24 protein-coding genes are annotated in these 25982 nt (G+C 72.1%); 19 read left to right on the top strand and 5 right to left on the bottom strand.

What is annotated here, in order from left to right:
* Positions 1-6: 6 nt before the first annotated feature.
* Positions 7-2370, bottom strand: a complete 2364-nt coding sequence (locus tag ABD236_RS33665; RefSeq protein ID WP_344081119.1) for a Tex family protein — start codon at positions 2368-2370, stop codon at positions 7-9.
* A gap of 81 nt (positions 2371-2451) precedes the next feature.
* Entirely contained in the window at positions 2452-3315 is an 864-nt protein-coding gene (locus ABD236_RS33660) for an SCO6745 family protein (RefSeq protein WP_344081116.1), read from the bottom strand.
* A gap of 122 nt (positions 3316-3437) precedes the next feature.
* Between ABD236_RS33660 and ABD236_RS33655 the strand changes: the two genes are divergently transcribed.
* The gene (locus ABD236_RS33655) at positions 3438-4400 is read left to right on the top strand and encodes a GlxA family transcriptional regulator (protein WP_344081113.1); all 963 of its coding nucleotides are present in this window, start codon (positions 3438-3440) and stop codon (positions 4398-4400) included.
* Between the two features lie 45 nt (positions 4401-4445).
* Positions 4446-5081: a DJ-1/PfpI family protein gene (locus ABD236_RS33650; protein ID WP_344081110.1), complete on the top strand. Its 636-nt coding sequence runs from the start codon at positions 4446-4448 to the stop codon at positions 5079-5081.
* Positions 5082-5141: 60 nt separating this feature from the next.
* Here the strand turns inward: ABD236_RS33650 and ABD236_RS33645 are convergent, their stop codons facing one another.
* Entirely contained in the window at positions 5142-5897 is a 756-nt protein-coding gene (locus ABD236_RS33645; protein WP_344081107.1) for an enoyl-CoA hydratase/isomerase family protein, read from the bottom strand.
* Between the two features lie 75 nt (positions 5898-5972).
* On the opposite strand from ABD236_RS33645, the gene ABD236_RS33640 reads away from it, so the two are divergent.
* A complete protein-coding gene (locus ABD236_RS33640; protein ID WP_344081104.1) occupies positions 5973-6653 on the top strand; it encodes an HdeD family acid-resistance protein in 681 nt (226 codons plus the stop codon).
* Between the two features lie 133 nt (positions 6654-6786).
* A complete protein-coding gene (locus ABD236_RS33635; protein WP_344081101.1) occupies positions 6787-7287 on the top strand; it encodes an ATP-binding protein in 501 nt (166 codons plus the stop codon).
* On the opposite strand, the gene idi is transcribed toward ABD236_RS33635, so the two are convergent.
* Both idi and ABD236_RS33625 read right to left on the bottom strand, forming a co-directional pair.
* Positions 7262-7855 carry an isopentenyl-diphosphate Delta-isomerase gene (idi, locus tag ABD236_RS33630; RefSeq protein WP_344081098.1) on the bottom strand — a complete coding sequence of 198 codons (594 nt, stop codon included), beginning with the start codon at positions 7853-7855 and terminating at the stop codon, positions 7262-7264. The two genes, ABD236_RS33635 and idi, sit on opposite strands and share 26 nt — an antisense overlap.
* 191 nt (positions 7856-8046) lie before the next feature.
* Positions 8047-8988 carry a cation diffusion facilitator family transporter gene (locus tag ABD236_RS33625; RefSeq protein ID WP_344081095.1) on the bottom strand — a complete coding sequence of 314 codons (942 nt, stop codon included), beginning with the start codon at positions 8986-8988 and terminating at the stop codon, positions 8047-8049.
* A 440-nt stretch (positions 8989-9428) separates the two neighbouring features.
* Between ABD236_RS33625 and ABD236_RS33620 the strand changes: the two genes are divergently transcribed.
* The 15 genes from ABD236_RS33620 to ispG form a co-directional block, all read left to right on the top strand.
* A complete protein-coding gene (locus tag ABD236_RS33620; RefSeq protein WP_344081840.1) occupies positions 9429-11261 on the top strand; it encodes a DUF5941 domain-containing protein in 1833 nt (610 codons plus the stop codon).
* Complete coding sequence (locus ABD236_RS33615) at positions 11258-11995, top strand: phosphocholine cytidylyltransferase family protein (protein ID WP_344081092.1); 738 nt, start codon at positions 11258-11260, stop codon at positions 11993-11995. Before ABD236_RS33620 ends, ABD236_RS33615 begins: the two co-directional genes overlap by 4 nt.
* Positions 11983-13044 (top strand): iron-containing alcohol dehydrogenase family protein, encoded by a 1062-nt coding sequence (locus ABD236_RS33610; protein ID WP_344081089.1) that lies wholly within the window; start codon positions 11983-11985, stop codon positions 13042-13044. The genes ABD236_RS33615 and ABD236_RS33610 overlap by 13 nt, the downstream gene beginning before the upstream one ends.
* Entirely contained in the window at positions 13022-13801 is a 780-nt protein-coding gene (locus tag ABD236_RS33605) for a CDP-alcohol phosphatidyltransferase family protein (RefSeq protein WP_344081085.1), read from the top strand. Before ABD236_RS33610 ends, ABD236_RS33605 begins: the two co-directional genes overlap by 23 nt.
* Entirely contained in the window at positions 13798-14682 is an 885-nt protein-coding gene (locus tag ABD236_RS33600; RefSeq protein WP_344081082.1) for a glycosyltransferase family 2 protein, read from the top strand. The genes ABD236_RS33605 and ABD236_RS33600 overlap by 4 nt, the downstream gene beginning before the upstream one ends.
* Positions 14683-14783: 101 nt before the next feature.
* Positions 14784-15665, top strand: coding sequence for an ABC transporter permease (locus ABD236_RS33595; RefSeq protein WP_344081080.1), 882 nt, complete (start codon positions 14784-14786; stop codon positions 15663-15665).
* Complete coding sequence (locus ABD236_RS33590; protein ID WP_344081077.1) at positions 15658-16461, top strand: ABC transporter ATP-binding protein; 804 nt, start codon at positions 15658-15660, stop codon at positions 16459-16461. Before ABD236_RS33595 ends, ABD236_RS33590 begins: the two co-directional genes overlap by 8 nt.
* 475 nt (positions 16462-16936) lie before the next feature.
* Positions 16937-17830, top strand: coding sequence for a squalene synthase HpnC (hpnC, locus tag ABD236_RS33585; RefSeq protein ID WP_344081074.1), 894 nt, complete (start codon positions 16937-16939; stop codon positions 17828-17830).
* The gene (hpnD, locus tag ABD236_RS33580) at positions 17827-18777 is read left to right on the top strand and encodes a presqualene diphosphate synthase HpnD (RefSeq protein WP_344081071.1); all 951 of its coding nucleotides are present in this window, start codon (positions 17827-17829) and stop codon (positions 18775-18777) included. Before hpnC ends, hpnD begins: the two co-directional genes overlap by 4 nt.
* Positions 18778-18913: 136 nt before the next feature.
* On the top strand, positions 18914-20296 hold the full coding sequence (hpnE, locus tag ABD236_RS33575; RefSeq protein ID WP_344081069.1) for a hydroxysqualene dehydroxylase HpnE: 1383 nt from the start codon (positions 18914-18916) through the stop codon (positions 20294-20296).
* Positions 20293-21396, top strand: coding sequence for a polyprenyl synthetase family protein (locus tag ABD236_RS33570; RefSeq protein ID WP_344081067.1), 1104 nt, complete (start codon positions 20293-20295; stop codon positions 21394-21396). Before hpnE ends, ABD236_RS33570 begins: the two co-directional genes overlap by 4 nt.
* Positions 21397-21507: 111 nt before the next feature.
* The gene (gene shc / locus ABD236_RS33565; protein WP_344081065.1) at positions 21508-23502 is read left to right on the top strand and encodes a squalene--hopene cyclase; all 1995 of its coding nucleotides are present in this window, start codon (positions 21508-21510) and stop codon (positions 23500-23502) included.
* Positions 23502-24155 carry a phosphorylase family protein gene (locus tag ABD236_RS33560; RefSeq protein WP_344081062.1) on the top strand — a complete coding sequence of 218 codons (654 nt, stop codon included), beginning with the start codon at positions 23502-23504 and terminating at the stop codon, positions 24153-24155. The genes shc and ABD236_RS33560 overlap by 1 nt, the downstream gene beginning before the upstream one ends.
* Positions 24156-24160: 5 nt before the next feature.
* On the top strand, positions 24161-25183 hold the full coding sequence (gene hpnH / locus ABD236_RS33555) for an adenosyl-hopene transferase HpnH (protein ID WP_344081059.1): 1023 nt from the start codon (positions 24161-24163) through the stop codon (positions 25181-25183).
* Between the two features lie 4 nt (positions 25184-25187).
* Positions 25188-25982: flavodoxin-dependent (E)-4-hydroxy-3-methylbut-2-enyl-diphosphate synthase (gene ispG, locus ABD236_RS33550; protein WP_344081054.1), on the top strand; the 795-nt coding region annotated here is incomplete at its 3' end.

The following is a 25982-nucleotide window of genomic DNA, read 5'->3' as shown; positions in this document are numbered from 1 at the left end:
AAAGGATCAGCGGCGTCCCTTGGGGTCCAGCAGCCCCGCCTTGCGCAGCGCGTCCGCCATCGCCCCGTTCGCCGGCGGCGGCGACTGGCGGCCGCCACGGTCCCGGTCGCCGCCGCCCGCACCCCGCCGCTGGCGCTGCTGAGGCGGCCGTCCACCCCGCTGCTCCCGCTTGGGCCCGCCGCCCGAGGCGTCGTCGGTGAGCCGCAGCGTCAGCGACACCCGCTTGCGCGGTACATCCACGTCGAGGACCTTCACCTTGACGATGTCGCCCGGCTTCACCACCTCGCGCGGGTCCTTCACGAACTTGTCGGACAGCGCCGAGACATGGGCCAACCCGTCCTGGTGCACACCGATGTCGATGAACGCGCCGAACGCCGCCACATTGGTGACCACGCCCTCCAGGACCATCCCCGGCTCCAGGTCGCCGATCTTCTCGACGCCCTCCTTGAAGGTCGCCGTCCGGAAGGCCGGCCGGGGGTCGCGGCCCGGCTTCTCCAGCTCGCGCAGGATGTCCGTCACCGTCGGCAGACCGAACGTCTCGTCCACGAAGTCGTCCGGCCGCAGCGACCGCAGCGCCGCCGTGTTGCCGACCAGCGCCGCGACCTCGCTGCCCGTCGTCTTCACCATCCGGCGCACCACCGGATACGCCTCGGGGTGCACGCTGGAGGCGTCCAGCGGGTCGTCGCCGCCGCGGATCCGCAGGAAGCCCGCGCACTGCTCGTACGCCTTGGGGCCCAGGCGCGCCACGTCCTTGAGCGCCTTGCGGGAGCGGAAGGGGCCGTGGGCGTCGCGGTGCGCCACGATGTTCTCGGCGAGTCCGGCGCCGATGCCCGAGACGCGCGAAAGGAGCGGCGCGGACGCGGTGTTGACGTCCACCCCCACCCCGTTCACACAGTCCTCCACGACCGCGTCCAGCGAGCGGGAGAGCTTCACCTCGGAGAGGTCGTGCTGGTACTGGCCGACGCCGATCGACTTGGGGTCGATCTTCACCAGCTCGGCCAGCGGGTCCTGGAGGCGGCGGGCGATCGAGACCGCGCCGCGCAGCGACACGTCCATGTCCGGCAGCTCCTGCGAGGCGAACGCGGAGGCCGAGTACACCGAGGCGCCCGCCTCGGACACCATCACCTTGGTGAGCTTCAACTCGGGGTGCCTGGTGATCAGTTCACCGGCGAGCTTGTCGGTCTCGCGGGACGCCGTGCCGTTGCCGATGGCGACCAGCTCCACCGCGTGCTCCTTGGCGAGCCGGGCCAGCTTGGCGAGCGCCTCGTCCCACCGGTTCGCCGGGACGTGCGGGTGGATCACGTCCGTCGCCACGACCTTGCCGGTGGCGTCCACCACGGCCACCTTCACCCCCGTACGGAACCCGGGGTCCAGGCCCAGGGTCGCGCGCGTCCCGGCCGGGGCGGCGAGCAGCAGGTCGCGCAGGTTCGAGGCGAAGACCCGCACCGCCTCGTCCTCGGCGGCCGTGCGCAGCCGCAGCCGCAGGTCGATGCCGAGGTGGACCAGGATCCGGGTGCGCCACGCCCAGCGGACGGTGTCGGCCAGCCACTTGTCGCCCGGGCGCCCCCGGTCCGCGATCTTGAAGCGGCGCGCCACCATGTTCTCGTACGCCGAGGGCCCGGGCGCGGCCGCGTCCTCGGCGGAGCCCTCCGGCTCCAGGACGAGGTCGAGGACGTCCTCCTTCTCGCCGCGCAGCATCGCCAGGACGCGGTGCGAGGGCAGCGCCGTGAACGGCTCGGCGAAGTCGAAGTAGTCGGCGAACTTGGCGCCCGCCTCCTCCTTGCCCTCGCGGACCTTCGCCGCGAGGCGGCCCTTGGTCCACATCCGCTCGCGCAACTCGCCGATCAGGTCGGCGTCCTCGGAGAACCGCTCGGTGAGGATGGCGCGGGCGCCCTCCAGGGCCGCCGCCGCGTCGGCGACACCCTTGCCGGCGTCGACGAACGCGGCCGCGGCCGCGAGCGGCTCCACCGAAGGGTCGGTCAGCAGGCCCTCGGCCAGCGGCTCCAGGCCCGCCTCGCGCGCGATCTGCGCCTTGGTGCGCCGCTTGGGCTTGAAGGGCAGATAGATGTCCTCCAGGCGCGCCTTGGTGTCGGCGGCGCGGAACTGCCGCTCCAGCTCCTCGGTGAGCTTGCCCTGCTCGCGTACGGAGTCGAGGACCGCCGCGCGGCGGTCCTCCAGCTCGCGCAGATACCGCAGCCGCTCCTCCAGGGTGCGCAGCTGGGCGTCGTCGAGCATCTCGGTCGCTTCCTTGCGGTAGCGCGCGATGAACGGCACGGTCGACCCGCCGTCGAGCAGCTCGACGGCGGCCTTGACCTGCCGCTCCCGTACACCGAGTTCCTCGGCGATCCTGCCTTCGATGGACGTCGTCACGATCCCGTACCGCCTTCTCGCAGAGCCTTGAGGCGCCATTGTGGCAGGCGGCACCGGCAATCGGAGGTCAGCCCTTGCCGGTCAGCCCTTGCCGGTGAGGTCGGCCGGGAACGCGCCCGCGGCCACCGCCGCCATCAGGAAGCCGCGGGCCAGCTCGGTCAGCCGGGCCACGCCGTCCGCGCCGAGCAGCTCGTACGGGGCGAGGTCGAGCCGGTCGGTGGCGTCCTCGACCGCCTCCCGCAGCGCGGTGCCCGCCTCGGTCAACTCGCCCCCGGCGTCCAGGATCCCGCGCTCGCGCAGCCGTGCGGCGGCCGCCTCCCAGTCCGCGCGCCGCCAGCCGCGCGAGCCCAGCACCCAGCGCGGCGCCATGCCCTTGCCGGTGGCGGTGTGGCTGACCAGCGCCTCCAGCGGGTCGAGACCGGCGTCGAGCAGCGCCGCGAGGTGCCCGTCGCCCCGGTGCTCGCGCAGCAGGGTCGCCGCGTGCCAGTACGCCAGGTGCGGCTCCTCGGGCACCGGCAGATCGGCGTGGGCGGCGTACAGCGGCCGGGCGTGCCGGGTGCAGCCCTCGGCGGCGCGCAGGGCCAGGCGCGCGGCCTCGGCCATCTCCGGCGAGGCCACCGCCTCGTCGCCGAGCAGGCGCCGCAGGGTGCGGTCGACGGCCCGCAGCCGGGCGGCGAGGACCGCCTCGGGGGAGGCGATGTCCCAGACGGCGGGCACATGCCGGGCGACCAGCTCGTGGTTGAAGTTGTAGAACGTGGCGGTGATCGTGCCGGGGCCGACCGCGCCCATGGCGGCGGCGCGTCCCGCGAAGTAGGCGGCGCGCTCGTCCTCGACGCCGAGCTGCTTGAGCTCGTCGGTGTAGTCGGGGGAGAAGTAGACCGTCGAGTGCAGCGGGTTGACGGAGTTGTGACAGCGGCGGCCGGCGCGCGGCGGGAGAGACGTCATGACCGCAGGTTACCGACTGGTCGGTACGGCGTGAAGCCCCAGGGCCGGGCGGGCTCGGCGTGGCAGGAAAGGTGGGGTACTCGTCATTGCGGACACCTCGGGCGCCGCGAAGAATCGAGGGCATGGCACAGCGAACCGTCCTCATCGTCCTCTTCGAGGACGTCCAGAGCCTGGACGTCACCGGCCCCATGGAGGTCTTCACGGGCGCGGACCGCTTCGCTGAGGCGGCCGGCGGCGCGTACCGCGTCCGTACCGCCTCCCTGGACGGCGGCCCGGTCCGCAGTTCCAGCGGCCTCACCCTCGTCCCCGACTCCGCCCTGGCGGGGGCGCCCGAGCCGCACACCCTGCTGGTGCCGGGCGGGAGCGGCACCCGCATCCCGGACCCGGTCCTGGTCGACTGGCTGCGCGAGCACGGCCCCCGGGCCGAGCGGCTGGTCTCCGTCTGCACCGGGGCCGTGCTCCTCGCGGAGGCGGGGCTCCTCGACGGGCGCCGCGCGACCACCCACTGGGCCTACTGCGACTCCCTGGCGCGCCGCCATCCGAAGGTCACCGTCGAGCCCGACCCCATCTACGTACGCGACGGGAACGTGGCCACCTCGGCGGGCGTGACGGCCGGCATCGACCTCTCGCTGGCGCTCGTCGAGGAGGACCTCGGGCGCGAGGCCGCGCTCGCGGTGGCCCGGCACCTGGTGGTGTTCCTGCGCCGCCCGGGCAACCAGGCCCAGTTCAGCGCCCAGCTCTCGGTCCAGACCGCCGCGCGCGAGCCGCTGCGCGAGGTCCAGCACTGGATCACCGAACACCCCGGCGCGGACCTCAGCGTCCAGGCGCTGGCCGCCCGCGCCCGGCTCTCACCGCGCCACTTCGCCCGCGCCTTCCAGGCCGAGACCGGGACGACACCCGGCCGCTATGTAGAGCGCGTCCGCGTGGAGCACGCCCGGCGCCTCCTGGAGGACACCGCCGACGGGGTCGAGGAGATCTCCCGCGCCTGCGGCTACGGCACCCCGGAAGCGATGCGCCGCGCCTTTCTGAAGGCGCTGGGGACCGCGCCCGCCGAGTACCGGCGCCGGTTCCACCCCGCCCACTGACCACCGCCCGCGAACCCACCGTCCGCACCACCCGGGAGGAACCCCATGCAGATCGCCATCCTGCTCTACGACCGCTTCACCTCGCTGGACGCTATCGGACCGTACGAGATGCTCTGCCGACTGCCCGACGCCGAGACGGTCTTCGTCGCCGAGCAGGCCGGACCCGTGATCAACGACAAGGGCAGTCTGCACCTCGTGGCGCAGCAGAGCCTCGACGAGGTGCGCAGCCCGGACGTCGTGGTCGTCCCCGGCGGGCCGGGCACCAAGGACATCATCGGCAACGAGGCCCTGACCGGCTGGCTGCGGGCCGTGGACGCCACCACCACCTGGACGACGTCGGTGTGCACCGGTTCGCTGCTGCTGGCGGCGGCCGGGCTGCTGAAGGGTCGGCGCGCCACCACGCACTGGCTCGGCTACGACCACCTGGCCGCGCTGGGCGCGGAGCCGACCGGCGAGCGGGTGGTCACCGACGGCAAGTACCTCACCGCCGCCGGGGTCTCCTCCGGCATCGACATGGGGCTCACCCTGGTCGGCCGGCTGGCGGGCGACGAGTACGCGCAGGCCGTGCAGCTGCTGACCGAGTACGACCCGCAGCCGCCCTACGACGCGGGCTCGCCCCTCAAGGCCCCGGCCGACCTGGTCGCCAGGCTGCGCTCGGGTGGCCACGCCGTCGTGGAGTAGCCCGGCCGAGAGCCTGTCCGTGCACCTCCGCAGGGCCGGTCTTTGAACCCCGTGGGGCTCTCAGTCCGAAGGGGTCCACTCGAAGCGCGGGACCCTGCGCTCCAGGAACGCGGCGACGCCCTCGGCGGTGTCGCCGCTGCCGCGCGCCTGTTCCCGCCAGTGCGCGTCCCGGTCGGTGCGGCCGTTCGCGAACTCCTTGGCCGCCGCCTGGGTCAGCTGCGAGCGGGCGGTGAGGACCCGGGTGAACTCGGCCACCCGCTTGTCCAGTTCCCCGGCCGGCAGCACCTCGTCCACCAGGCCGGTCCGCAGCGCCCGCGCGGAGTCGATCAACTCGGCGGAGAACAGCAGGTACTTGGCGGTGGACGGCCCCACCAGGGCGGCGAGCCGCCGGGTCGAGGAGGAGGCGTAGACGATGCCGAGCTTCGCGGGGGTGATCCCGAAGGAGGCGCCCTCCTCCGCGAAGCGCAGGTCGCAGGCGGCGGCGAGCTGGCAGCCGCCGCCCACGCAGTAGCCGCGCACGGCGGCCAGCGTCGGCTTGGGGAAGGCGGCGAGCGCCTCCTCGGCCCGTACCGCGAGCGACTGGGGGTCCTCGTCCGGGCCGGGGGCGCGCAGCGAGGAGATGTCGGCGCCCGCGCAGAACGTCGGCCCGGCGCCGGTCAGCACCAGGGCCCGCACCTGCGGGTCGGCGGCCAGCTCGTCGAGCAGCGGCGGCAGCGCCCGCCACATCGCGGCGGTCATCGCGTTGCGCTTGGCGGGGTTGCTGATGACGACGGTGGCCACCCCGTCCGCCACGGTGTGCTCCAGCTGCGGCTCCATGCGCCGGATGCTATCCGGGCCGGCCGCTCCTATGATCAAGAGGGGGCCGCCCGGCGACACCACGAGGAGAGCCTGATGGTCGCACCCGCATCGGCACCCGCTTCCGCGCGTGACACCAAGAAGCTCCGCCGCAGTTTCGGACGGCTGACGGTCCTGGGCGCGGTCCTCGCGCTCGCGGGCCTGGTCGGCCTCGTCTACGTGGGCGTGGCCACCCTCACTTCGATGATCCTTTTCGGCTGGCTGCTGCTGGTGGGCGGCGTGGTCGGGCTCGTGCACGCGATCCAGTCGCGCGGGGCGAACTTCTTCTGGCTCGGCGTGGTGGTCGCGGCCCTGAACATCGCCGCCGGAGTGGTGGTCATCCGCCGCCCCGAGGGCTCGGCCGAGGCGCTGACCATGTTCGCGGCGCTGCTCTTCCTGACCGGCGGGGTGTTCCGGCTCGCGGGCAGTGTGGTGGTGCGCGGGCCGCAGATGGGCTGGACGCTGGTGCAGGGCGCCTTCGGCGTGCTGCTCGGGGTGCTGGTGCTGGCCAGCTGGCCGAGCAGCAGCCGCTATGTCATCGGGTGCTTCTTCTCGCTCGGTCTGCTCTTCGACGGTCTGGGCCTGATCGCGCTCGGCGTCGGCGGACGGCGCATCGTGGGCCTGGTCACGGAGGGACGGACCGGCGCCGATGCCCGCGAGGCCGAATCCGTACCGCAGACACCCCCGCAAGCCATGGCAAAGCCGTCAGACGGCGATCAGGGGCGCTTTCGGAAGTGACATCGGCGGGCGATTGCGATCAGAAGGCGTCGATACGCGCTGACTTCTGTTCAGTCGCTCGGTCCGGACCATCCCACTCCCCACTCTCGTAACCAAGAGACTGACAGCCGACTACGAGGGTGGGTGCCGGAACATGGAGATCCGCGGGAGCGTGCCACCCGACGCCGCGCCGGCCAGGCCGTTCCCGTACGAGGGGGTCTGGCGCTTCACGGCCCCCGCGGTCGACGCCTCGGTCCCGCAGGCCCGGCACGCCGTACGCGACCTGCTCCGCCGGCAGGGCGTGCCGGTCCACGACGACCTGATCCAGGGCCTGCTGCTGATCGTCTCCGAGCTGGTGACCAACGCGGTCAAGCACGCGGCCCTGCTCTCCCCGCAGGTGGCGGTGGAGGTCGCCATCGGCGCCGAGTGGATCCGGGTCTCGGTGGAGGACAACCACCCCTACCGCCCCAAGGCGCTGGAGACCGACTACGGCCAGACCGGCGGGCGCGGGCTGCTGCTGGTGCGCGAGATCACCTGTGAGGCGGGCGGCGCCTGCGACGTGGAGCAGACCGCGAGCGGCGGCAAGATCATCTGGGTGGCCCTGCCGCTGGCTCCGGTCCCCGGCGCGGTCACCAGCCCGCGGCAGGCCCTGTGAGCTCGCGGACCGCGGGCCGGGCCGCGTCCAGGACCGTCATGAACCAGGCGGAGAAGGTGGCCCGCTCGTGCAGCGCGGTCAGCTCCTGCGGCGAGACGAAGGCCGTCTCGTGGACCTCCTCGGGGTCCGGCCGCACGGGCGACTGCACCAGACCGACGAAGAGGTGGTTGAACTCCTGCTCCACCAGGCCCGACTCCGGGTCCGGGTGGTTGTAGCGGACCGTGCCCGCCTCGGCGAGCAGCGAGGGCGAGACGCCCAGCTCCTCGTGGGTGCGCCGGGCGGCCGCCGCGAAGGGGGACTCGCCGGGGTAGGGGTGCCCGCAGCAGGTGTTGGACCAGACGCCGGGGGAGTGGTACTTGCCGAGCGCGCGGCGCTGGAGCAGCAGCCTGCCCGCCGGGTCGAAGAGGAAGACGGAGAACGCGCGGTGCAGTCGGCCCGGGGCCTGATGGGCGGAGAGCTTCTCCGCGGTGCCGATGGTATTGCCGCTCTCGTCGACCAGTTCGAGCATGATCTCTTCGGCGGTCCCGTTCGACGAGCTGCTCGCCGTAGTGGCTGGTGTGGTCGGCATAACCATCCTTCGCTTCGGTCCTCGGCTGCCAAGTCTGCCGTACAAAAGCGGCGTCTTCGCACTTCGACGGGCGGCGCATGTCCGTAATGCGTCAGGTGCGCGCCACCGCCGAAGAAGGGATCGTGCCCAGCCGCACCGGCACGGAATCATCGAACATGCGAGCGAGTGGGGAAGCCCGCTGCTCGTGCCGCTCAGTGGCAGAGGCGCGCCTCGTGGGCCGCGTGGCCGCTCGGCTCCAGCTGGAAGGTGCAGTGCTCCACGTCGAAGTGGTCGCCCAGGCAGCCCTGGAGGTCGTGCAGCAGCTTCTCGTGGCCCACCGAGTCCAGCGCCTCCTGGCTGACCACCACATGGGCCGAGAGCACCGGCATCCCCGAGGTGATCGTCCAGGCGTGCAGGTCGTGCACGTCCTCCACGCCCGGCAGGGCCACGATGTGCGCCCGGACCTCGCTCATGTCCACGCCCTTGGGCGCGGCCTCCAGCAGCACGTTCAGCGTCTCCCGCAGCAGCTTCACCGTACGCGGCACGATCATGAGGCCGATCACCAGCGAGGCGATCGGGTCGGCGGCCTGCCAGCCGGTCGTCATGATCACCGCGGCCGACAGCAGCACGGCCACCGAGCCGAGCGCGTCCGCGAGCACCTCCAGGAAGGCGCCGCGCACGTTCAGGCTCTCCTGCTGGCCGCCCACCAGCAGCGCGAGCGAGACCATGTTGGCGACCAGGCCGATCAGGCCGAAAACGATCGTTGTGGGCCCCGAGGTGTCGGCCGGCTCCACGAACCGCTGGACCGCCTCGTACAGGACGTATCCGCCCACGCCGAGCAGCAGCAGACAGTTGGCGAGCGCGGCCAGGATCTCGGCCCGGGCGTAGCCGAACGTCCGGTTGTGGCCGGCCGGGCGGTTGGCGAAGTGGATGGCGAGCAGTGCCATCGCCAGTCCCAGGGCGTCCGTCGCCATGTGCGCGGCGTCGGCGACCAGCGCCAGCGAGTCCGCGAGCAGCCCGCCGACGATCTCGACCACCATCACGCCCAGCGTGATGCACAGGGCCACCCGCAGCCGCCCCTTGTACGCCGCGGCGGCCGTCCCGGTGGGCGGCGGGCCGCCGTGCGTGTGCCCGTGGTCGTGCCCAGCCCCCATGGAAGGCCACCTCTCAGACTGTTGGCATGGTTGTGCGATCCGCGTACGAGGGGTCAGTGAACTACGGGCGGGGGGTATGGGGCAACACGGCACTGAACACCGTTGTCATATGCTCTGACCTGCGGAAACGCCTCGCTGGCGAGAAGTGTCGGCCATGCGTACGGGCTTCGCAGGTCAGAGCGGTGCGCGGCCTCGCGCAGCGGCCCGGGGCCCCGGGCCCGGCGGACGGGGGGCGGTTTGTGGGGCGCCGCCTTGATCGACGATGATGATCCACGCGACAGTCCCCTGCCGCAGGGCCCGATCGGGGCGTAAACAGGCGATGAACTCCCGGTTCCACGCATCCGATAGCCTCCCGATAGCCTCTGCCGACGCGCCGCCCGCCGCTTGATTCCGGGCCGCCGCCGGACATCAGCCATGCCAGCTCCAAGGAGTGAGTTCGTCTGTCGACCGCCATCCTGACCGGCCTGCCGGTCCCCGGGTCGCAGCTCGGGCCCGAGCTGCGCTCGCTGGGCTTCGACGTACGGTCCGCCCAGCGGCCCGAGGACCTGCCCGGCCTGCTCGCCGAGGTCCCGCCCGGTGAGCGGGTCGCCCTGGTCGACCCGTCCTTCGTGGGCCACACGCACGCCCTGCGCCTCGCGCTGACCGACCCCCGCTTCCCGGCGGCCGCGGTCACCGGCGCGCTGGCGGTCCAGGCGGAGGCCCGGCCCGCGCTCACCCGCGCGCTCGCGGACCTCGCCGGGTCCGCCGGACCGGCCGCCGCGGGCGCCCCGGTCGCGGTGAACGCCCCGGCCGCCGCCGTCCTCACCGACCGCGTCTGCGCCGCGCTGGCGGACGGCGGCACCGCCGTGCACCGCCCCGACCTCGGCTCGCTGGTGGCCACCGTGCCCGCCGGGCCCGAGGCCGCCTTCGCCGCCCGCAAGGCCGTCGACGCCGTGGACGACGAGGCCGTCCGGCTGCGTACCGCCGTGAAGTCCCGCGACGGGTTCTTCACCACCTTCTTCATCAGCCCGTACTCGCGCTACATCGCCCGCTGGTGCGCGCGCCGCGGCCTCACGCCCAACCAGGTCACCACCGCCTCGCTGCTCACCGCGCTGATCGCGGCCGGCTGCGCGGCGACCGGCACCCGGGGCGGCTTCGTCGCGGCCGGCGTCCTGCTGCTCCTCTCCTTCGTGCTGGACTGCACCGACGGGCAGCTCGCCCGCTACTCGCTCCAGTACTCCACGCTCGGCGCCTGGCTGGACGCGACCTTCGACCGGGCCAAGGAGTACGCGTACTACGCGGGCCTGGCGCTCGGCGCGGCCCGCGGCGGCGACGACGTATGGGCGCTGGCGCTCGGCGCGATGGTCCTGCAGACCTGCCGTCACGTCGTGGACTTCTCGTTCAACGAGGCCAATCACGACGCCACGGGCAACACCAGCCCGACGGCCGCCCTCTCCGGCAAGCTCGACTCGGTCGGCTGGACGGTCTGGGTGCGCCGGATGATCGTGCTGCCGATCGGCGAGCGCTGGGCGATGATCGCGGTCCTGACCGCCCTCACCACCCCCCGCACGGTGTTCTACGTGCTGCTCATCGGCTGCGCCTTCGCCGCCTCCTACACCACGGCGGGGCGCGTGCTGCGCTCGCTGACCCGCCGCGCGACCCGTACCGACCGGGCCGCGCGAGCCCTGGCGGAGCTGGCCGACAGCGGCCCGCTGGCGGAGTTCTTCGCCAAGGTGGCGCCGATCCGCAAGGGAGCCTTCACCGCCCCGGTCGTCGCCCTGCTCGGCGCGGCGGCGGTGGTGGCCGCGGCCCTCACCCAGGACCTCGACGGCTGGTCCGTGACCCTGGCCGCGGCCATCTACGCGGCCTTCTCCGGCGCCGCCGTGGGCCGCCCCCTCAAGGGCCCCCTCGACTGGCTGGTGCCGCCCTTCTTCCGGGCAGCCGAGTACTGCACGGTCCTGATCCTGGCCGCCCGCTCCGAGGTGGACGGGGCCCTGCCCGCGGCCTTCGGACTGGTGGCGGCGGTCGCCTACCATCACTACGACACGGTCTACCGCATCAAGGGCGGATCCGGCGCTCCGCCGCGCTGGCTGGTGCGCCTCGGCGGCGGCCACGAGGGGCGGACGCTGGTGGTCGCGGTGCTCGCCGCGACCCTGGCCGACCGCGGCACGGACTTCACCCTGGCGCTCACCGCCCTGGCGGCGGCCCTCGCGCTCCTCGTGGTCGTGGAGTCCATCCGCTTCTGGGTGTCCTCCGGGGCACCCGCAGTACATGACGAAGGAGAACCTGCATGATCGGCCTCGTACTCGCAGCCGGTGCCGGACGGCGTCTGCGCCCCTACACCGACACGCTCCCGAAGGCCCTCGTGCCCGTCGACGGCGACACGACCGTCCTCGACCTGACGCTCGGCAACTTCGCCGAGGTGGGTCTCACCGAGGTCGCGATCGTCGTCGGCTACCGCAAGGAAGCCGTGTACGCCCGCAAGGAGGCCCTGGAGGCCAAGTACGGCGTCACCCTCACGCTGATCGACAACGACAAGGCCGAGGAGTGGAACAACGCCTACTCCCTGTGGTGCGCGCGTGAGGTCCTGAAGCGGGGCGTCATCCTCGCCAACGGCGACACCGTGCACCCGGTCTCCGTCGAGAAGACGCTGCTGGCCGCGCGCGGCGGGGACAAGAAGATCATCCTCGCCCTCGACGCGGTCAAGCGCCTCGCCGACGAGGAGATGAAGGTGATCACCGAGCCCGGCAAGGGCGTGCGGCGCATCACCAAGCTGATGGACCCGGCCACCGCCTCCGGCGAGTACATCGGCGTCACCCTCATCGAGCCGGAGGCGGCCGAGGAGCTCGCGGACGCCCTGAAGGCCACCTTCGAGCGCGACCCCGACCTCTACTACGAGGACGGCTACCAGGAGCTCGTCGACCGCGGCTTCACCGTCGACGTGGCCCCCATCGGCGAGGTCTCCTGGGTCGAGATCGACAACCACGACGACCTCGCGAAGGGCCGTGAGATCGCGTGCCAGTACTGACCCGGCTCATCCCGTCGCCGGTCGTCGTCGACATCAGCCGGGGCGCCCTGGACGACCTGGCGGGCCTCCTGGCCGACCAGCGGATCTCGGCGTCGGGCAAGCTGGCGATCGCGGTCAGCGGCGGCTCGGGCCAGGCGCTCAGCGAGAAGCTGGCGCCGGTGCTGCCGGGCGCCGACTGGTACCCGGTCGCGGACGGCACCATCGACTCGGCCGTCCAGCTCGGCGACGACATCAAGGGCAAGCGGTACGACGCGGTCGTCGGCCTGGGCGGCGGCAAGATCATCGACGTGGCGAAGTACGCCGCGGCGCGGGTCGGGCTGCCCATGGTCGCGGTCGCCACCAACCTCTCGCACGACGGCATCTGCTCGCCGGTCTCCATCCTGGACAACGACAACGGCCGCGGCTCCTACGGCGTGCCCACGCCCATCGCCATGGTCATCGACCTCGACGTGATCCGTGAGGCCCCGGTCCGGTTCGTCCGCTCGGGCATCGGCGACGCGATCTCCAACATCTCCGCCATCGCGGACTGGGAGCTCTCGCACCAGGTCACCGGCGAGCCGGTGGACGGCCTGGCCGCGGCGATGGCCCGCACCGCGGGCGAGTCCGTGCTGCGCCACCCCGGCGGCGTCGGCGGCGACGAGTTCCTCACCGTGCTCTCCGAGGCGCTGGTGCTCTCCGGCATCGCCATGTCGATCAGCGGCGACACCCGTCCCTCGTCCGGCGCCTGCCACGAGATCAGCCACGCCTTCGACCTGCTCTACCCCAAGCGCTCCGCGCTCCACGGCGAGCAGGTCGGCCTCGGCGCCGCCTTCGCGATGCACCTGCGCGGCGCCACCGAGCAGTCCGGTCTCTTCACGGAGGTGCTGCGGCGGCACGGCCTGCCCGTGCTTCCGGAGGAAATCGGCTTCTCCGCCGACGAGTTCGTCCGGGCGGTGGTGTACGCGCCGCAGACCCGGCCGGGCCGTTTCACGATCCTGGAACACCTCAACCTGTCCGCAGACCAGATCAAGGACGCTTACGCCGACTATGCAAAAGCCATCGGTAGCTGAACTCCGCCCGGTCGTGCACCCGCCCGGCGTCAAGGACCGGCGGAGCGGCGAGCACTGGGGCGGCCGGCTCTACATGCGCGAGGTCTCCCTGCGCGTCGACCGGCACCTGGTGACCACCCGGGTCACGCCCAACCAGCTGACCTATGTGATGACCGTCGCCGCCGCCTTCGCGGCCCCGGCCCTGCTGGTGCCCGGGATCTGGGGCGCCGTGCTCGGCGTGGTGATGGCCCAGGTCTATCTGCTGCTCGACTGCGTCGACGGCGAGGTCGCCCGCTGGAAGAAGCAGTACTCGATGGTCGGCGTCTATGTGGACCGGGTCGCCGCCTACGTGCTCGACGCCGCGGTCCTGGTCGGCTTCGGGCTGCGCGCCGCCGACATCTGGGGCACCGGCCGCATCGACTGGCTGTGGGCCTTCCTCGGCACCCTGGCCGCGCTCGGCGCCGTACTGATCAAGTCCGAGACGGACCTGGTCGGCGTCGCCCGCCACCAGCAGGGCATGCCGCCGGTCAAGGAGGCGGCGGCCGAGCCGCGCTCCTCCGGCATGGCGCTCGCCCGCCGCGCCGCCGGGGCGCTCAAGTTCCACCGGCTCGTCATGGGCATCGAGGCCTCGCTGCTGATCCTGGTCCTGGCGCTGGTCGACCACGTCCGCGGCGACCTGTACTTCTCCCGGCTCGGCGTCGCCGTGCTCGCGGGCATCGCGCTGCTCCAGAGCGTGCTGCACCTGGTGTCCATCCTCGCCTCCAGCAGGCTCAAATGAGTGCCCCGCTGAAGGTCGGCGCGGTCGTCATCACCATGGGCAACCGCCCCGAGGAGCTGCGCGCGCTGCTCGACTCGGTCGCCAAGCAGGACGGCGACCACGTCGAGGTCGTGGTGGTCGGCAACGGCGCCCCGGTCCCGGACGTCCCGGCGGGGGTGCGGACCGTGGAGCTGCCCGAGAACCTGGGCATCCCCGGCGGGCGCAACGTCGGCATCGAGGCGTTCGGCCCGTCCGGCGCCGAGGTCGACATCCTGCTCTTCCTCGACGACGACGGGCTGCTGGCGAACAGCGACACGGCTGAGCTGTGCCGCCGCGCGTTCGCCGAGGACCCGGAGCTCGGCATCGTCAGCTTCCGAATCGCGGACCCGGAGACCGGGGTCACCCAGCGCCGCCACGTCCCCCGGCTGCGCGCCTCCGACCCGATGCGCTCCTCGCGGGTGACGACCTTCCTGGGCGGCGCCAACGCCGTACGCACCAAGGTCCTCGCGGAGGTCGGCGGGCTGCCCGACGAGTTCTTCTACGCCCACGAGGAGACCGATCTGGCCTGGCGGGCGCTGGACGCCGGCTGGATGATCGACTACCGCGCGGACATGGTCCTGTTCCACCCCACGACGGCGCCCTCCCGGCACGCGGTCTACCACCGGATGGTGGCCCGCAACCGGGTCTGGCTGGCGCGGCGCAATCTGCCGGCCCCGCTGGTCCCCGTCTATCTGGGCGTCTGGATGCTGCTCACGCTCGCCAGGAAGCCCTCCGGGCCCGCGCTCAAGGCGTGGTTCGGCGGCTTCAAGGAGGGCTGGACCACTCCCTGCGGACCGCGCCGCCCCATGAAGTGGCGCACGGTCTGGCGGCTGACCCGGCTGGGCCGCCCGCCCGTCATCTGACACTCTCGGGTCTGAGCACATCGGGTGTGGGCCGTCCGGGCCCTTGGCACCCCGGGTCATCGGTCTTCGGCGTACTTCTTTGAAAGCGAAAGTTTCCTCTTGTGAGTGACACAACCCTGTCCCCGGCGGAAGTCGCCGCCAAGCACGGTCTGGCGGTGAGCGGCGCCCGCCCGGGTCTGTCCGAGTACTGCCGCCAGCTCTGGGGGCGGCGCCACTTCATCCTGTCGTTCTCGCAGGCGAAGCTGACCGCCCAGTACAGCCAGGCGAAGCTCGGTCAGATCTGGCAGGTGGCCACCCCGCTGCTCAACGCGCTGGTCTACTACTTCATCTTCGGCGTGCTGATGAACGCCAAGCGGGGCATCCCCTCGGACGTCTACATCCCGTTCCTGGTGACGGGCATCTTCGTCTTCACCTTCACCCAGAACTCGGTGATGGCGGGTGTCCGGGCGATCTCCGGCAACCTCGGCCTGGTGCGCGCGCTGCACTTCCCGCGTGCCTCGCTGCCGATCTCCTTCGCGCTCCAGCAGCTCCAGCAGCTGCTCTTCTCGATGATCGTCCTGGTCCTCGTGGTGGTCGCCTCGGGCACCATGCCGATGGCGTCGTGGCTGCTGATGGTGCCGGTCCTGGCGTGCCAGTTCGTCTTCAACACCGGCCTGGCGCTGATCATGGCCAGGCTCGGCAGCAAGACCCCGGACCTGGCCCAGCTGATGCCGTTCGTCCTGCGGACCTGGATGTACGCCTCCGGCGTCATGTTCAGCATCAAGGTGGTCCTCCAGGGCAAGCCGCACTGGCTCGCCCAGGTCCTCCAGGTCAACCCGGCCGCCGTCTACATGGACCTGGCGCGGTACGCCATGATCGACGGCTACGGCGCGCACAACCTGCCCCCGCACGTGTGGGCGCTGGCGGCCGGCTGGGCGCTCCTCGTGGGCGCCGCGGGCTTCGTGTACTTCTGGAAGGCAGAGGAGCAGTACGGCCGTGGCTGAGGACAACATCCGTATCGCCGACGCGAGCGGCGAGCGCATCCCGACCGTCATCGCCGACGATGTGCACATCGTGTACACGGTCAACGGCACGGGCGGCGGGCGGGGCAGCGCCACCGCCGCGCTGAGCCGGATAGTGCGGCGGGACAAGGGCGAGTCGCGCGGCATGCGCAAGGTGCACGCGGTGCGGGGCGTCTCCTTCACCGCGTACCGCGGCGAGGCGATCGGTCTGATCGGCACCAACGGCTCGGGCAAGTCGACCCTGCTGCGGGCGATCGCCGGACTGCTGCCGCCCGCCAAGGGCAAGGTGTACACCAACGGCCAGCCCTCGCTGCTGGGCGTCAACGCCGCGCTGATGAACGAGCTGACCGGCGAGCGCAACGTGATCCTCGGCGGCCTGGCCATGGGCATGTCGCGCGAGGAGATCAAGGAGCGGTACGAGGAGATCGTCGACTTCTCCGGCATCAACGAGAAGGGCGACTTCATCACCCTGCCGATGCGGACGTACTCCTCGGGCATGGCGGCCCGCCTGCGGTTCGCCATCGCGGCCGCCAAGGACCACGACGTGCTGATGATCGACGAGGCGCTGGCCACCGGTGACCGCAAGTTCCAGATCCGCTCCGAGGAGCGCATCCGCGAGCTGCGCAAGCACGCGGGCACGGTGTTCCTGGTCAGCCACAGCATCGGGTCCATCCGGGACACCTGTAACCGGGTGCTCTGGCTGGAGCGGGGCGAACTCCTGATGGACGGCCCCACGGACGAGGTCGTCAAGGCGTACCAGAAGGAGACGGGGCGCTAAGCGCCCCTCAGGGGCGCGGGGAACTGCGCGACCAGCCACAGAGGACCCGCGGTCGAAGAACTACAGCTCAGGGCAGGCCCCCGTCGATCAACCCCGGCGGGGGCCGCCGCGTCCTCCCAGGAGGTGGGCAGCGCGGACCGGAATGTCAAGGCTGCGTCAAGTCGCCCGCACCGGGGGAAGGTTGGCGCGGATTGAAGTGTTCTTGTAATGCGCGCAACACCCCGACGTGTTGTCAGGCGTTGTACAACGTAAGCTGTACCGGTGTTGATCGCGACGGACGGGCGGTACCGCCCCGGGCACCCCGAGCGGGAGCCGTCCTCCACTCGGGAGGTTCGGCGGCGTGTCCGAAATGGGATGTTTTGGGTCGGCGGTGTAGAACGGGAGATGTGACGGCAATGGCTACGGGAAATCTCCAGCTACGAGAGACCTCCGCCGTTCCCGTACCGGGCGGTCCCCGGTGACAGATGTCCGGGACGTGCGCACCGACTCCCCCTCGCGCATCACGCTCGACAAGGCCACGGCGGAGAACTTCCCGGTGGCCCCCTTCTTTCTGCCGCGCGCCTGGCGCGACGACCTGATGGCCGTGTACGGCTACGCGCGCCTGGTCGACGACATCGGCGACGGCGACCTCGCCCCCGGCGGCGCCGACGCCCGCCACCTGGGCGTGGGCCCCGCCGACGCGGACGACCGGCTCGTGCTGCTCGACGCCTTCGAGGCCGATCTGCGCCGCGTCTTCGACTCCACCCCGCACCACCCGCTGCTGAGGGCCCTCCAGCCCACCATCCGCCGCCGCTCGCTCAGCCCCGACCCGTTCCTCGCACTGATCGCGGCGAACCGGCAGGACCAGCAGGTCAAGCGGTACGGGACATACGACGACCTGGTCGCCTACTGTGAGCTGTCGGCCAACCCCGTGGGCCGGCTGGTGCTGGCGATCACCGGCACCGAGAGCCCCGAGCGCGTCCGCCGCTCGGACGCCGTCTGCACCGCGCTCCAGATCGTCGAGCACCTCCAGGACGTCACCGAGGACCTCGGCCGGGACCGCATCTACCTGCCCGCCGAGGACATGGCGCGGTTCCATGTCACGGAGGCCGACCTGGCCGCCCCGCACGGGGGCGCGTCGGTGCGCGCCCTGGTCGCGTTCGAAGCGGAACGCGCCGCACGGTTGCTGAATGAAGGCACCTCCCTGGTGGGTAGCGTCCACGGCAGACTCAGACTGCTGCTGGCCGGATTCGTGGCCGGTGGGCGCGCCGCGCTGGACGCGGTGGCTGCCGCCGGCCACGACGTACTCCCTGGACCTCCCAAGCCCACCAAGTCCAGTCTGCTGCGCGAAGTGGGAGCCGTGTTGCGTAGAGCGCGTAGAGAGGGGTGAGCCGGACCGTGGATCCACACGCACACGTGTCCGCGCCGGTACAGGCCGCGTACAGCTACTGCGAGGCGGTGACCGGACAGCAGGCGCGCAACTTCGCGTACGGCATCCGGCTGCTGCCGACCGACAAGCGCCAGGCGATGTCCGCGCTCTACGCGTTCTCCCGGCGCGTCGACGACATCGGCGACGGCGCCCTGGCCGCCGACGCCAAGAAGCAGCGCCTGGAGGACACCCGGGCGCTGCTCGGCCGGATCGCCGAGGGCGCGGTCGAGGAGGACGACACCGACCCGGTGGCGGTGGCGCTCGCGGACGCGGCGCGGCGCTTCCCGATCCCGCTGGACGGGCTGGACGAGCTCATCGACGGCGTCCTGATGGACGTGCGCGGCGAGACCTACGAGACCTGGGACGACCTGAAGGCCTACTGCCGGTGTGTCGCCGGTGCCATCGGCCGGCTCTCCCTGGGCGTGTTCGGTACACAACCGGGCGCACCGGGCACCGAGCGCGCCGCCGAGTACGCCGACACGCTGGGTCTGGCCCTCCAGCTGACCAACATCCTCAGGGACGTTCGCGAGGACGCGGGCAACGGCCGGACCTATCTGCCCGCCGACGACCTGGCGAAGTTCGGGTGCGCCGCGGGCTTCCACACCCCGGTGCCGCCGGCCGGCTCCGACTTCGCGGGCCTGGTCCACTTCGAAGTGCGCCGCGCCCGGGCCCTGTTCGCCGAGGGCTACCGGCTGCTGCCCATGCTCGACCGGCGCAGCGGCGCCTGTGTGGCCGCGATGGCCGGAATCTACCGCCGGCTGCTCGACCGCATCGAGCGCGACCCGGAGGCCGTGCTGCGCGGCCGGGTCTCGCTGCCCGGCAGGGAGAAGGCGTACGTGGCGGTACGCGGGCTGTCCGGTCTCGACACCCGTACCGTCTCCCGGCAGACCGCCAGGAGGCGCGCCTGATGGCCCATGGGCACCTGGACGTGCGGCCGAGGAGCATTACGCGCACGGAGTGTGCAACCCCCGCTCCGGCCGGGGCGTCCCTGACAGCGACGGCCGGGCGTGCGCACGACACGGGCACGGCCACAGGGGAGGGCGCATGACAACCCCGCAGCCCGAACGCGCGGTCGTCGTCGGCGGCGGCCTGGCCGGCATCACCGCCGCGCTGGAACTCGCCGGCGCAGGCCTGGCCGTGACCCTGGTCGAGGGCCGGCCTCGCCTCGGCGGCCTCGCCTTCTCCTTCCGGCGCGGCGAGCTCACCGTCGACAACGGCCAGCACGTCTATCTGCGCTGCTGCACGGCCTACCGCTGGTTCCTCGACCGGGTCGGCGGCGCCCACCTCGCGCCCCTCCAGCACCGCCTGGACGTGCCCGTCCTGGACGTGGCGCACCCGCGTGGACCCCGGCTCGGCCGGCTGCGCCGCACCGCCCTGCCGGTGCCGCTGCACCTGGCCGCGAGCCTGTCCACGTATCCGCACCTCTCGCTCGCCGAGCGGGCCTCCGTCGGGCGCGCCGCACTCGCGCTCAAGAAGCTCGACCCGGCCGACCCGGCGCTCGACGGGGTGGACTTCGCCACCTGGCTGGGCCGCCACGGCCAGTCCGCCCGCACCGTCGAGGCCCTGTGGGACCTGGTGGGCGTGGCGACCCTGAACGCGACCGCGCCGCACGCCTCCCTCGGGCTCGCCGCGATGGTCTTCAAGACCGGCCTGCTCTCCGAGCCGGGCGCCGCCGACATCGGCTGGGCGCACGTCCCGCTGGGCGAGCTCCACGACACGCTGGCCCGCAAGGCGCTCGCCTCGGCCGGGGTGCGCGTCGAGACCCGTACCAAGGCCGAGTCCGTCACGCGCGCCGAGAGCGGCGGCTGGCGCGTCGAGGTGGGCGGCGAGACGCTGGACGCCGAGGTGGTCGTCCTGGCCGTCCCGCAGCGCGAGGCGCACGACCTGCTGCCCCACGGCGCCCTCGACGACCCGGGCAAGCTGCTCGACATCGGCACCGCGCCCATCCTCAACCTCCATGTCGTCTACGACCGCAAGGTGCTGCGCCAGCCGTTCTTCGCCGCCCTCGGCTCACCCGTGCAGTGGGTCTTCGACCGCACCGAGTCCTCCGGGCTCGCCGGCGGCGGCCAGTATCTGGCGGTCTCCCAGTCGGCCGCCCAGGACGAGATCGACGAGCCGGTGGCCGCGCTGCGCGCGCGCTATCTGCCCGAGCTGGAACGGCTGCTGCCCGCCGCGCGCGGCGCGGGCGTACGGGACTTCTTCGTGACCCGGGAGCGCACGGCGACGTTCGCCCCCACCCCCGGCGTCGGACGGCTGCGCCCGGGCGCGCACACCAATGCGCCCGGTCTGTACCTGGCCGGCGCGTGGACCGCCACCGGGTGGCCCGCGACGATGGAGAGCGCCGTACGCAGCGGATTCAGCGCCGCGGGCGCGGCTCTGGCCGTACTCGGCCGCTCCCACGCCCATCCGCTTCAGGAGGCGGCATGACCCTTAGCAGCACTGGAACAAGAGGAGAGACCGTGCCGACTGTGCCTTCGGCGAACTCGGCCGTCGAGACCGTGGACGTCGCCGCGCTTCTGGAGCGCGGCCGGACACTGTCCACGCCGGTGCTGCGCACGGCCGTGGAGCGGCTCGCCGCTCCCATGGACACCGTCGCGGCCTACCACTTCGGCTGGATCGACGCCCAGGGCAACCCGGCGGACGGCGACGGCGGCAAGGCCGTGCGGCCCGCGCTCGCCCTGCTCTCCGCCGAGGCGGCCGGGGCCGGCCCCGAGGTCGGCGTGCCCGGCGCGGTCGCGGTCGAGCTGGTGCACAACTTCTCGCTGCTCCACGACGACCTGATGGACGGCGACGAGCAGCGCCGCCACCGCGACACGGTGTGGAAGGTGCACGGCCCGGCCCAGGCGATCCTGGTCGGCGACGCGCTCTTCGCGCTGGCCAACGAGGTCCTCCTGGAGCTCGGCACGGTCGAGGCCGGGCGCGCCACGCGCCGGCTGACCACCGCCAGCCGCAAGCTCATCGACGGCCAGGCCCAGGACATCTCCTACGAGCACCGCGAGCGGGTCACCGTCGAGGAGTGCCTGGAGATGGAGGGCAACAAGACGGGCGCGCTGCTCGCCTGCGCCTGCTCCATCGGCGCGGTGCTCGGCGGCGCCGACGACCGCACGGCCGACACGCTGGAGGCGTACGGCTACCACCTGGGCCTCGCCTTCCAGGCCGTCGACGACCTGCTGGGCATCTGGGGCGACCCGGACTCCACCGGCAAGCAGACCTGGAGCGATCTGCGCCAGCGCAAGAAGTCCCTGCCGGTGGTGGCCGCGCTCGCGGCCGGCGGCCCGGCCTCCGAGCGCCTGGGCGAGCTGCTCGCCGCCGACGCCAAGAGCAACGACTTCGACAGCTTCTCCGAGGAGGAGTTCGCCACCCGGGCGGCGCTCATCGAGGAGGCGGGCGGCCGCGAGTGGACCTCCCAGGAGGCCCGCAGACAGCACGCCGTGGCGATCGAGGCGCTGGGCAGCGTCGACATGCCCGAGCGGGTGCGGGCGCAGCTGACCGCGCTGGCCGACTTCGTCGTCGTACGGAAGAGATGATCACTATTCGCATATGACGCCACGTCGCCGGAGCGGGCCCGCCACCGGGCCGTCTCCGACGGAGACCCCAGCACAGCAGAAGTAGCACTGCACTTGCATTAAGGGGAAGCCATGACAGCGACGACCGACGGCAGCGCCGGGGCCCCGCGGCCCCCGGCCGCCGCGGCCAGTGGGACCACCGCGCCACCTCCGGGCGCGGACGGGGTGCTCGACGCCGCCCGGCGGGCGGCGGACCGCTCGGTCGGGCACCTGCTCTCGAGGCAGGACGCCCTCGGCTGGTGGAAGGGCGACCTGGAGACCAACGTCACCATGGACGCCGAGGACCTGCTGCTGCGTCAGTTCCTCGGGATCCAGGACGAGAAGACCCTCCAGGCGGCCGCGCTCTTCATCCGGGGCGAGCAGCGCGAGGACGGCACCTGGGCCACGTTCTACGGCGGCCCGTCCGAGCTCTCCGCCACCGTCGAGGCGTACGTGGCGCTCAGGCTCGCCGGGGACGCGCCCGAGGACCCGCACATGGCGCGGGCCTCGGCCTGGGTCAGGAGCCAGGGCGGCATCGCCGCCTGCCGGGTCTTCACCCGGATCTGGCTGGCCCTGTTCGGCTGGTGGAAGTGGGACGACCTGCCGGAGCTGCCGCCCGAGCTGCTGTTCCTGCCCAAGTGGTTCCCGCTCAACATCTACGACTTCGGCTGCTGGGCCCGGCAGACGATCGTGCCGCTGACGGTGGTCTCCGCCAAGCGGCCGGTGCGGCCCGCGCCCTTCGCGCTCGACGAGCTGCACACCGACGCGCGCGACCCCAACCCCGCCAAGCGGCTCGCTTCCGCCGCCAGCTGGGACGGCGCCTTCCAGCGGCTCGACAGGGCGCTGCACGTCTACCACCGCCTCGCGCCGCGCAGGCTGCGCCGGGCCGCGATGAACACCGCCGCCCGCTGGATCGTCGAGCGCCAGGAGAACGACGGCTGCTGGGGCGGCATCCAGCCGCCCGCCGTCTACTCGGTCATCGCCCTGCATCTGCTGGGCTACGACCTCCAGCACCCGGTGATGCGGGCCGGGCTCGAATCCCTCGACCGGTTCGCGGTGTGGCGCGAGGACGGCTCCCGGATGATCGAGGCCTGCCAGTCGCCGGTCTGGGACACCTGCCTCGCCACCATCGCGCTCGCCGACGCGGGGCTGCCCGCCGACCACCCGGCCCTGGTCAAGGCGGCCGACTGGATGCTCGGCGAGGAGATCGCCCGGCCGGGCGACTGGGCGGTGAAGAAGCCGGGACTGGCGCCGGGCGGCTGGGCGTTCGAGTTCCACAACGACAACTACCCGGACATCGACGACACCGCCGAGGTGATCCTGGCGCTGCGCCGGGTGCGCCACCCCGAGCCCGAGCGGGTGGAGGGGGCGATCGGCCGGGCGGTGCGCTGGACGCTCGGGATGCAGTCGAGGAACGGGGCCTGGGCCGCCTTCGACGCGGACAACACCAGCCCGTTCCCCAACCGGCTGCCGTTCTGCGACTTCGGCGAGGTCATCGACCCGCCGTCGGCCGATGTCACCGCGCACGTGGTGGAGATGCTGGCCGTCGAGGGCCGGGCCCACGAGCCGCGCGCCCGGCGCGGCATCGAGTGGCTGCTCGCCGAACAGGAGGCGAACGGCGCCTGGTTCGGGCGCTGGGGCGTCAACTACGTCTACGGTACGGGCTCGGTGGTGCCCGCCCTGACGGCCGCGGGGCTGCCGCCCTCGCACCCGGCGATCCGCAGGGCCGTCGCCTGGCTGGAGTCGGTGCAGAACGAGGACGGCGGCTGGGGCGAGGACCTGCGCTCCTACCGCGAGCAGGAGTGGATCGGACACGGCGCCTCGACCGCCTCCCAGACCGCCTGGGCGCTGCTGGCGCTGCTCGCGGCGGGGGAGCGGGAGGGCAAGGCGGTCGAGCGGGGCGTCGCCTGGCTCGCCGCGACCCAGCTGGCGGACGGCTCCTGGGACGAGCCGTACTTCACCGGCACCGGCTTCCCCTGGGACTTCTCGATCAACTACCACCTCTACCGCCAGGTGTTCCCGCTGACCGCGCTCGGCCGCTATGTCCATGGAGAACCGTTCTCCCCCAACGGCCGCAAGGGGAAGTGATGGACGTACGCCCCATGGTCCCGGAGCCCGTACCGCTGCTGGTCGCCTGTGCCCTCACCATCGAGGAGCTGGCGCTGCGCAGCGGCGGCCGGGGCCGGGCGCCCGGCCAGGTGGTGACCGTGCTGCGCAGCGGCATGGGACCGAAGGCCGCCGAGCGGGCCGTGCTGCGCGGCCTGGGCACGGGGGCCAACCGGGAGGCGGCCGTGATCGCCTCCGGGTTCTGCGCCGGTCTGTCGCCGGGGATGCACCCCGGCGACCTGGTCGTCGCCGAAGAGACCCGCGACCCACGCGGCACGACTCCTTGCGTGGGTACGGAGGTGCTGGCCAAGGCGCTGAGTGCGGCGCTGCCCGGCCGCACCGTGCACACCGGTCCGCTCATCGGCTCCGACCACGTGGTGCGTGGTCTTGAGCGGGCCGAGCTGCGCGCGACCGGGGCGATCGCCGTGGACATGGAGTCCGCGGCGACGCTGTGGAGCGCCGTCGGGGCCGGAGAGCGTCCGGTTGCGGCCGTACGGGTGGTCGTGGACGCTCCAGAACATGAACTCGTCCGGATCGGCACGGTACGCGGTGGAATATCAGCTTTCCGCGTTCTTCGTGCTGTTCTTCCCGCTTTCTTTGAATGGCACCGTTCTTTGCCGCTCCCCAGGAGGTGAGCCAGATGGCCATGCCGCTTCGCCAGTCCATCAGGGTCGGGACCTATCTTTTTGAACAGAAGCTCCGCAAGCGTGAGAAGTTCCCGCTGATCGTCGAGCTGGAGCCGCTCTTCGCGTGCAATCTGAAGTGCGAGGGCTGCGGGAAGATCCAGCATCCGGCGGGGATCCTGAAGCAGCGCATGCCGGTGGCGCAGGCGGTGGGCGCCGTCCTGGAGTCGGGCGCGCCCATGGTCTCCATCGCGGGCGGCGAGCCCCTGATGCACCCTCAGATCGATGAGATCGTGCGGCAGTTGGTGGCGCGGAAGAAGTACGTCTTCCTCTGCACCAACGCCCTGCTGCTGCGCAAGAAGCTGGAGAAGTTCACCCCGTCCCCGTACTTCGCGTTCGCCGTGCACATCGACGGGCTGCGCGAGCGGCACGACGAGTCGGTGGCCAAGGAGGGCGTCTTCGACGAGGCGGTGGCGGCGATCAAGGAGGCCAAGCGGCGCGGCTTCCGGGTCACCACCAACTCCACCTTCTTCAACACCGACACCCCGCAGACGATCATCGAGGTGCTCAACTTCCTCAACGACGACCTCCAGGTCGACGAGATGATGATCTCGCCCGCGTACGCCTACGAGAAGGCGCCCGACCAGGAGCACTTCCTGGGGGTCGAGCAGACCCGCGAGCTCTTCAAGAAGGCGTTCTCCGGCGGCAACCGGCGCCGCTGGCGGCTCAACCACTCGCCGCTCTTCCTGGACTTCCTGGAGGGCAAGGCGGACTTCCCGTGCACGGCCTGGGCGATCCCCAACTACTCGCTCTTCGGCTGGCAGCGGCCCTGCTATCTGATGAGCGACGGGTACGTCCCGACGTACCGGGAGCTCGTCGAGGAGACCGACTGGGACAAGTACGGCCGGGGCAAGGACGACCGCTGCGCCAACTGCATGGCGCACTGCGGCTACGAGCCCACCGCCGTCCTCGCGACCATGGGGTCGCTCAAGGAGTCGCTGCGCGCGGTCCGCGAGACCGTGCAGGGAAACCGCGGGTGACGTGATGAGGACCGGAGAGCCCGTCTCGCTGGGCCTCCCCGCGCTGCCGGCCCGGCCCCTGGCGATGCGCCGCCCCTCGCGGCGCATCCAGGTCGGGTCGGTGGCGGTCGGCGGGGATGCTCCTGTGTCGGTGCAGTCGATGACGACGACGCGGACGTCGGACATCGGGGCGACGTTGCAGCAGATCGCGGAGCTGACGGCGTCGGGCTGTCAGATCGTGCGGGTGGCGTGTCCGACGCAGGACGACGCGGACGCGTTGGCGACGATCGCGAAGAAGTCGCAGATCCCGGTGATCGCGGATATTCATTTCCAGCCGAAGTACGTGTTCGCGGCGATCGATGCGGGCTGTGCGGCGGTGCGGGTGAATCCGGGCAATATCAAGCAGTTCGATGACAAGGTGAAGGAGATCGCGCGGGCGGCGAGGGACGCGGGGACGCCGATTCGTATCGGGGTGAACGCGGGGTCGCTGGATGCGCGGCTGCTGAGGAAGTACGGCAGGGCCACGCCGGAGGCGTTGGTGGAGTCGGCTCTGTGGGAGGCGTCGCTCTTCGAGGAGCACGATTTCCGGGACATCAAGATCTCGGTGAAGCACAACGATCCGGTGGTGATGGTCGAGGCCTACCGGCAGCTGGCGGCGCAGTGTGACTATCCGTTACATCTGGGGGTGACGGAGGCGGGTCCGGCGTTCCAGGGGACGATCAAGTCGGCGGTGGCTTTCGGTGCGCTGTTGAGTCAGGGGATCGGTGACACGATCCGGGTGTCGTTGTCGGCGCCGCCGGCGGAGGAGATCAAGGTGGGG

The organism is Streptomyces crystallinus, assembly GCF_039521265.1.
GTDB lineage: Bacteria > Actinomycetota > Actinomycetes > Streptomycetales > Streptomycetaceae > Streptomyces > Streptomyces crystallinus.
The sequence above is the reverse complement of the archived record's forward strand: the minus strand, read 5'-3'. Positions and strand labels throughout refer to the sequence as shown.

Coding starts and splice junctions, on each gene's coding strand:
- ABD236_RS33650 (WP_344081110.1), top strand. CDS start 4,446: ATGCAGATCGCCATCCTGCTCTACGACCGCTTCACCTCGCTGGACGCT.
- shc (WP_344081065.1), top strand. CDS start 21,508: ATGACAGCGACGACCGACGGCAGCGCCGGGGCCCCGCGGCCCCCGGCC.
- ABD236_RS33605 (WP_344081085.1), top strand. CDS start 13,022: ATGCAAAAGCCATCGGTAGCTGAACTCCGCCCGGTCGTGCACCCGCCC.
- hpnH (WP_344081059.1), top strand. CDS start 24,161: ATGGCCATGCCGCTTCGCCAGTCCATCAGGGTCGGGACCTATCTTTTT.
- idi (WP_344081098.1), bottom strand. CDS start 7,855: ATGCCGACCACACCAGCCACTACGGCGAGCAGCTCGTCGAACGGGACC.
- ABD236_RS33570 (WP_344081067.1), top strand. CDS start 20,293: ATGACCCTTAGCAGCACTGGAACAAGAGGAGAGACCGTGCCGACTGTG.
- ABD236_RS33635 (WP_344081101.1), top strand. CDS start 6,787: ATGGAGATCCGCGGGAGCGTGCCACCCGACGCCGCGCCGGCCAGGCCG.
- ABD236_RS33640 (WP_344081104.1), top strand. CDS start 5,973: ATGGTCGCACCCGCATCGGCACCCGCTTCCGCGCGTGACACCAAGAAG.
- ABD236_RS33625 (WP_344081095.1), bottom strand. CDS start 8,988: ATGGGGGCTGGGCACGACCACGGGCACACGCACGGCGGCCCGCCGCCC.
- ABD236_RS33615 (WP_344081092.1), top strand. CDS start 11,258: ATGATCGGCCTCGTACTCGCAGCCGGTGCCGGACGGCGTCTGCGCCCC.
- ABD236_RS33655 (WP_344081113.1), top strand. CDS start 3,438: ATGGCACAGCGAACCGTCCTCATCGTCCTCTTCGAGGACGTCCAGAGC.
- ABD236_RS33560 (WP_344081062.1), top strand. CDS start 23,502: ATGGACGTACGCCCCATGGTCCCGGAGCCCGTACCGCTGCTGGTCGCC.
- hpnE (WP_344081069.1), top strand. CDS start 18,914: ATGACAACCCCGCAGCCCGAACGCGCGGTCGTCGTCGGCGGCGGCCTG.
- ABD236_RS33600 (WP_344081082.1), top strand. CDS start 13,798: ATGAGTGCCCCGCTGAAGGTCGGCGCGGTCGTCATCACCATGGGCAAC.
- ABD236_RS33660 (WP_344081116.1), bottom strand. CDS start 3,315: ATGACGTCTCTCCCGCCGCGCGCCGGCCGCCGCTGTCACAACTCCGTC.
- ABD236_RS33645 (WP_344081107.1), bottom strand. CDS start 5,897: ATGGAGCCGCAGCTGGAGCACACCGTGGCGGACGGGGTGGCCACCGTC.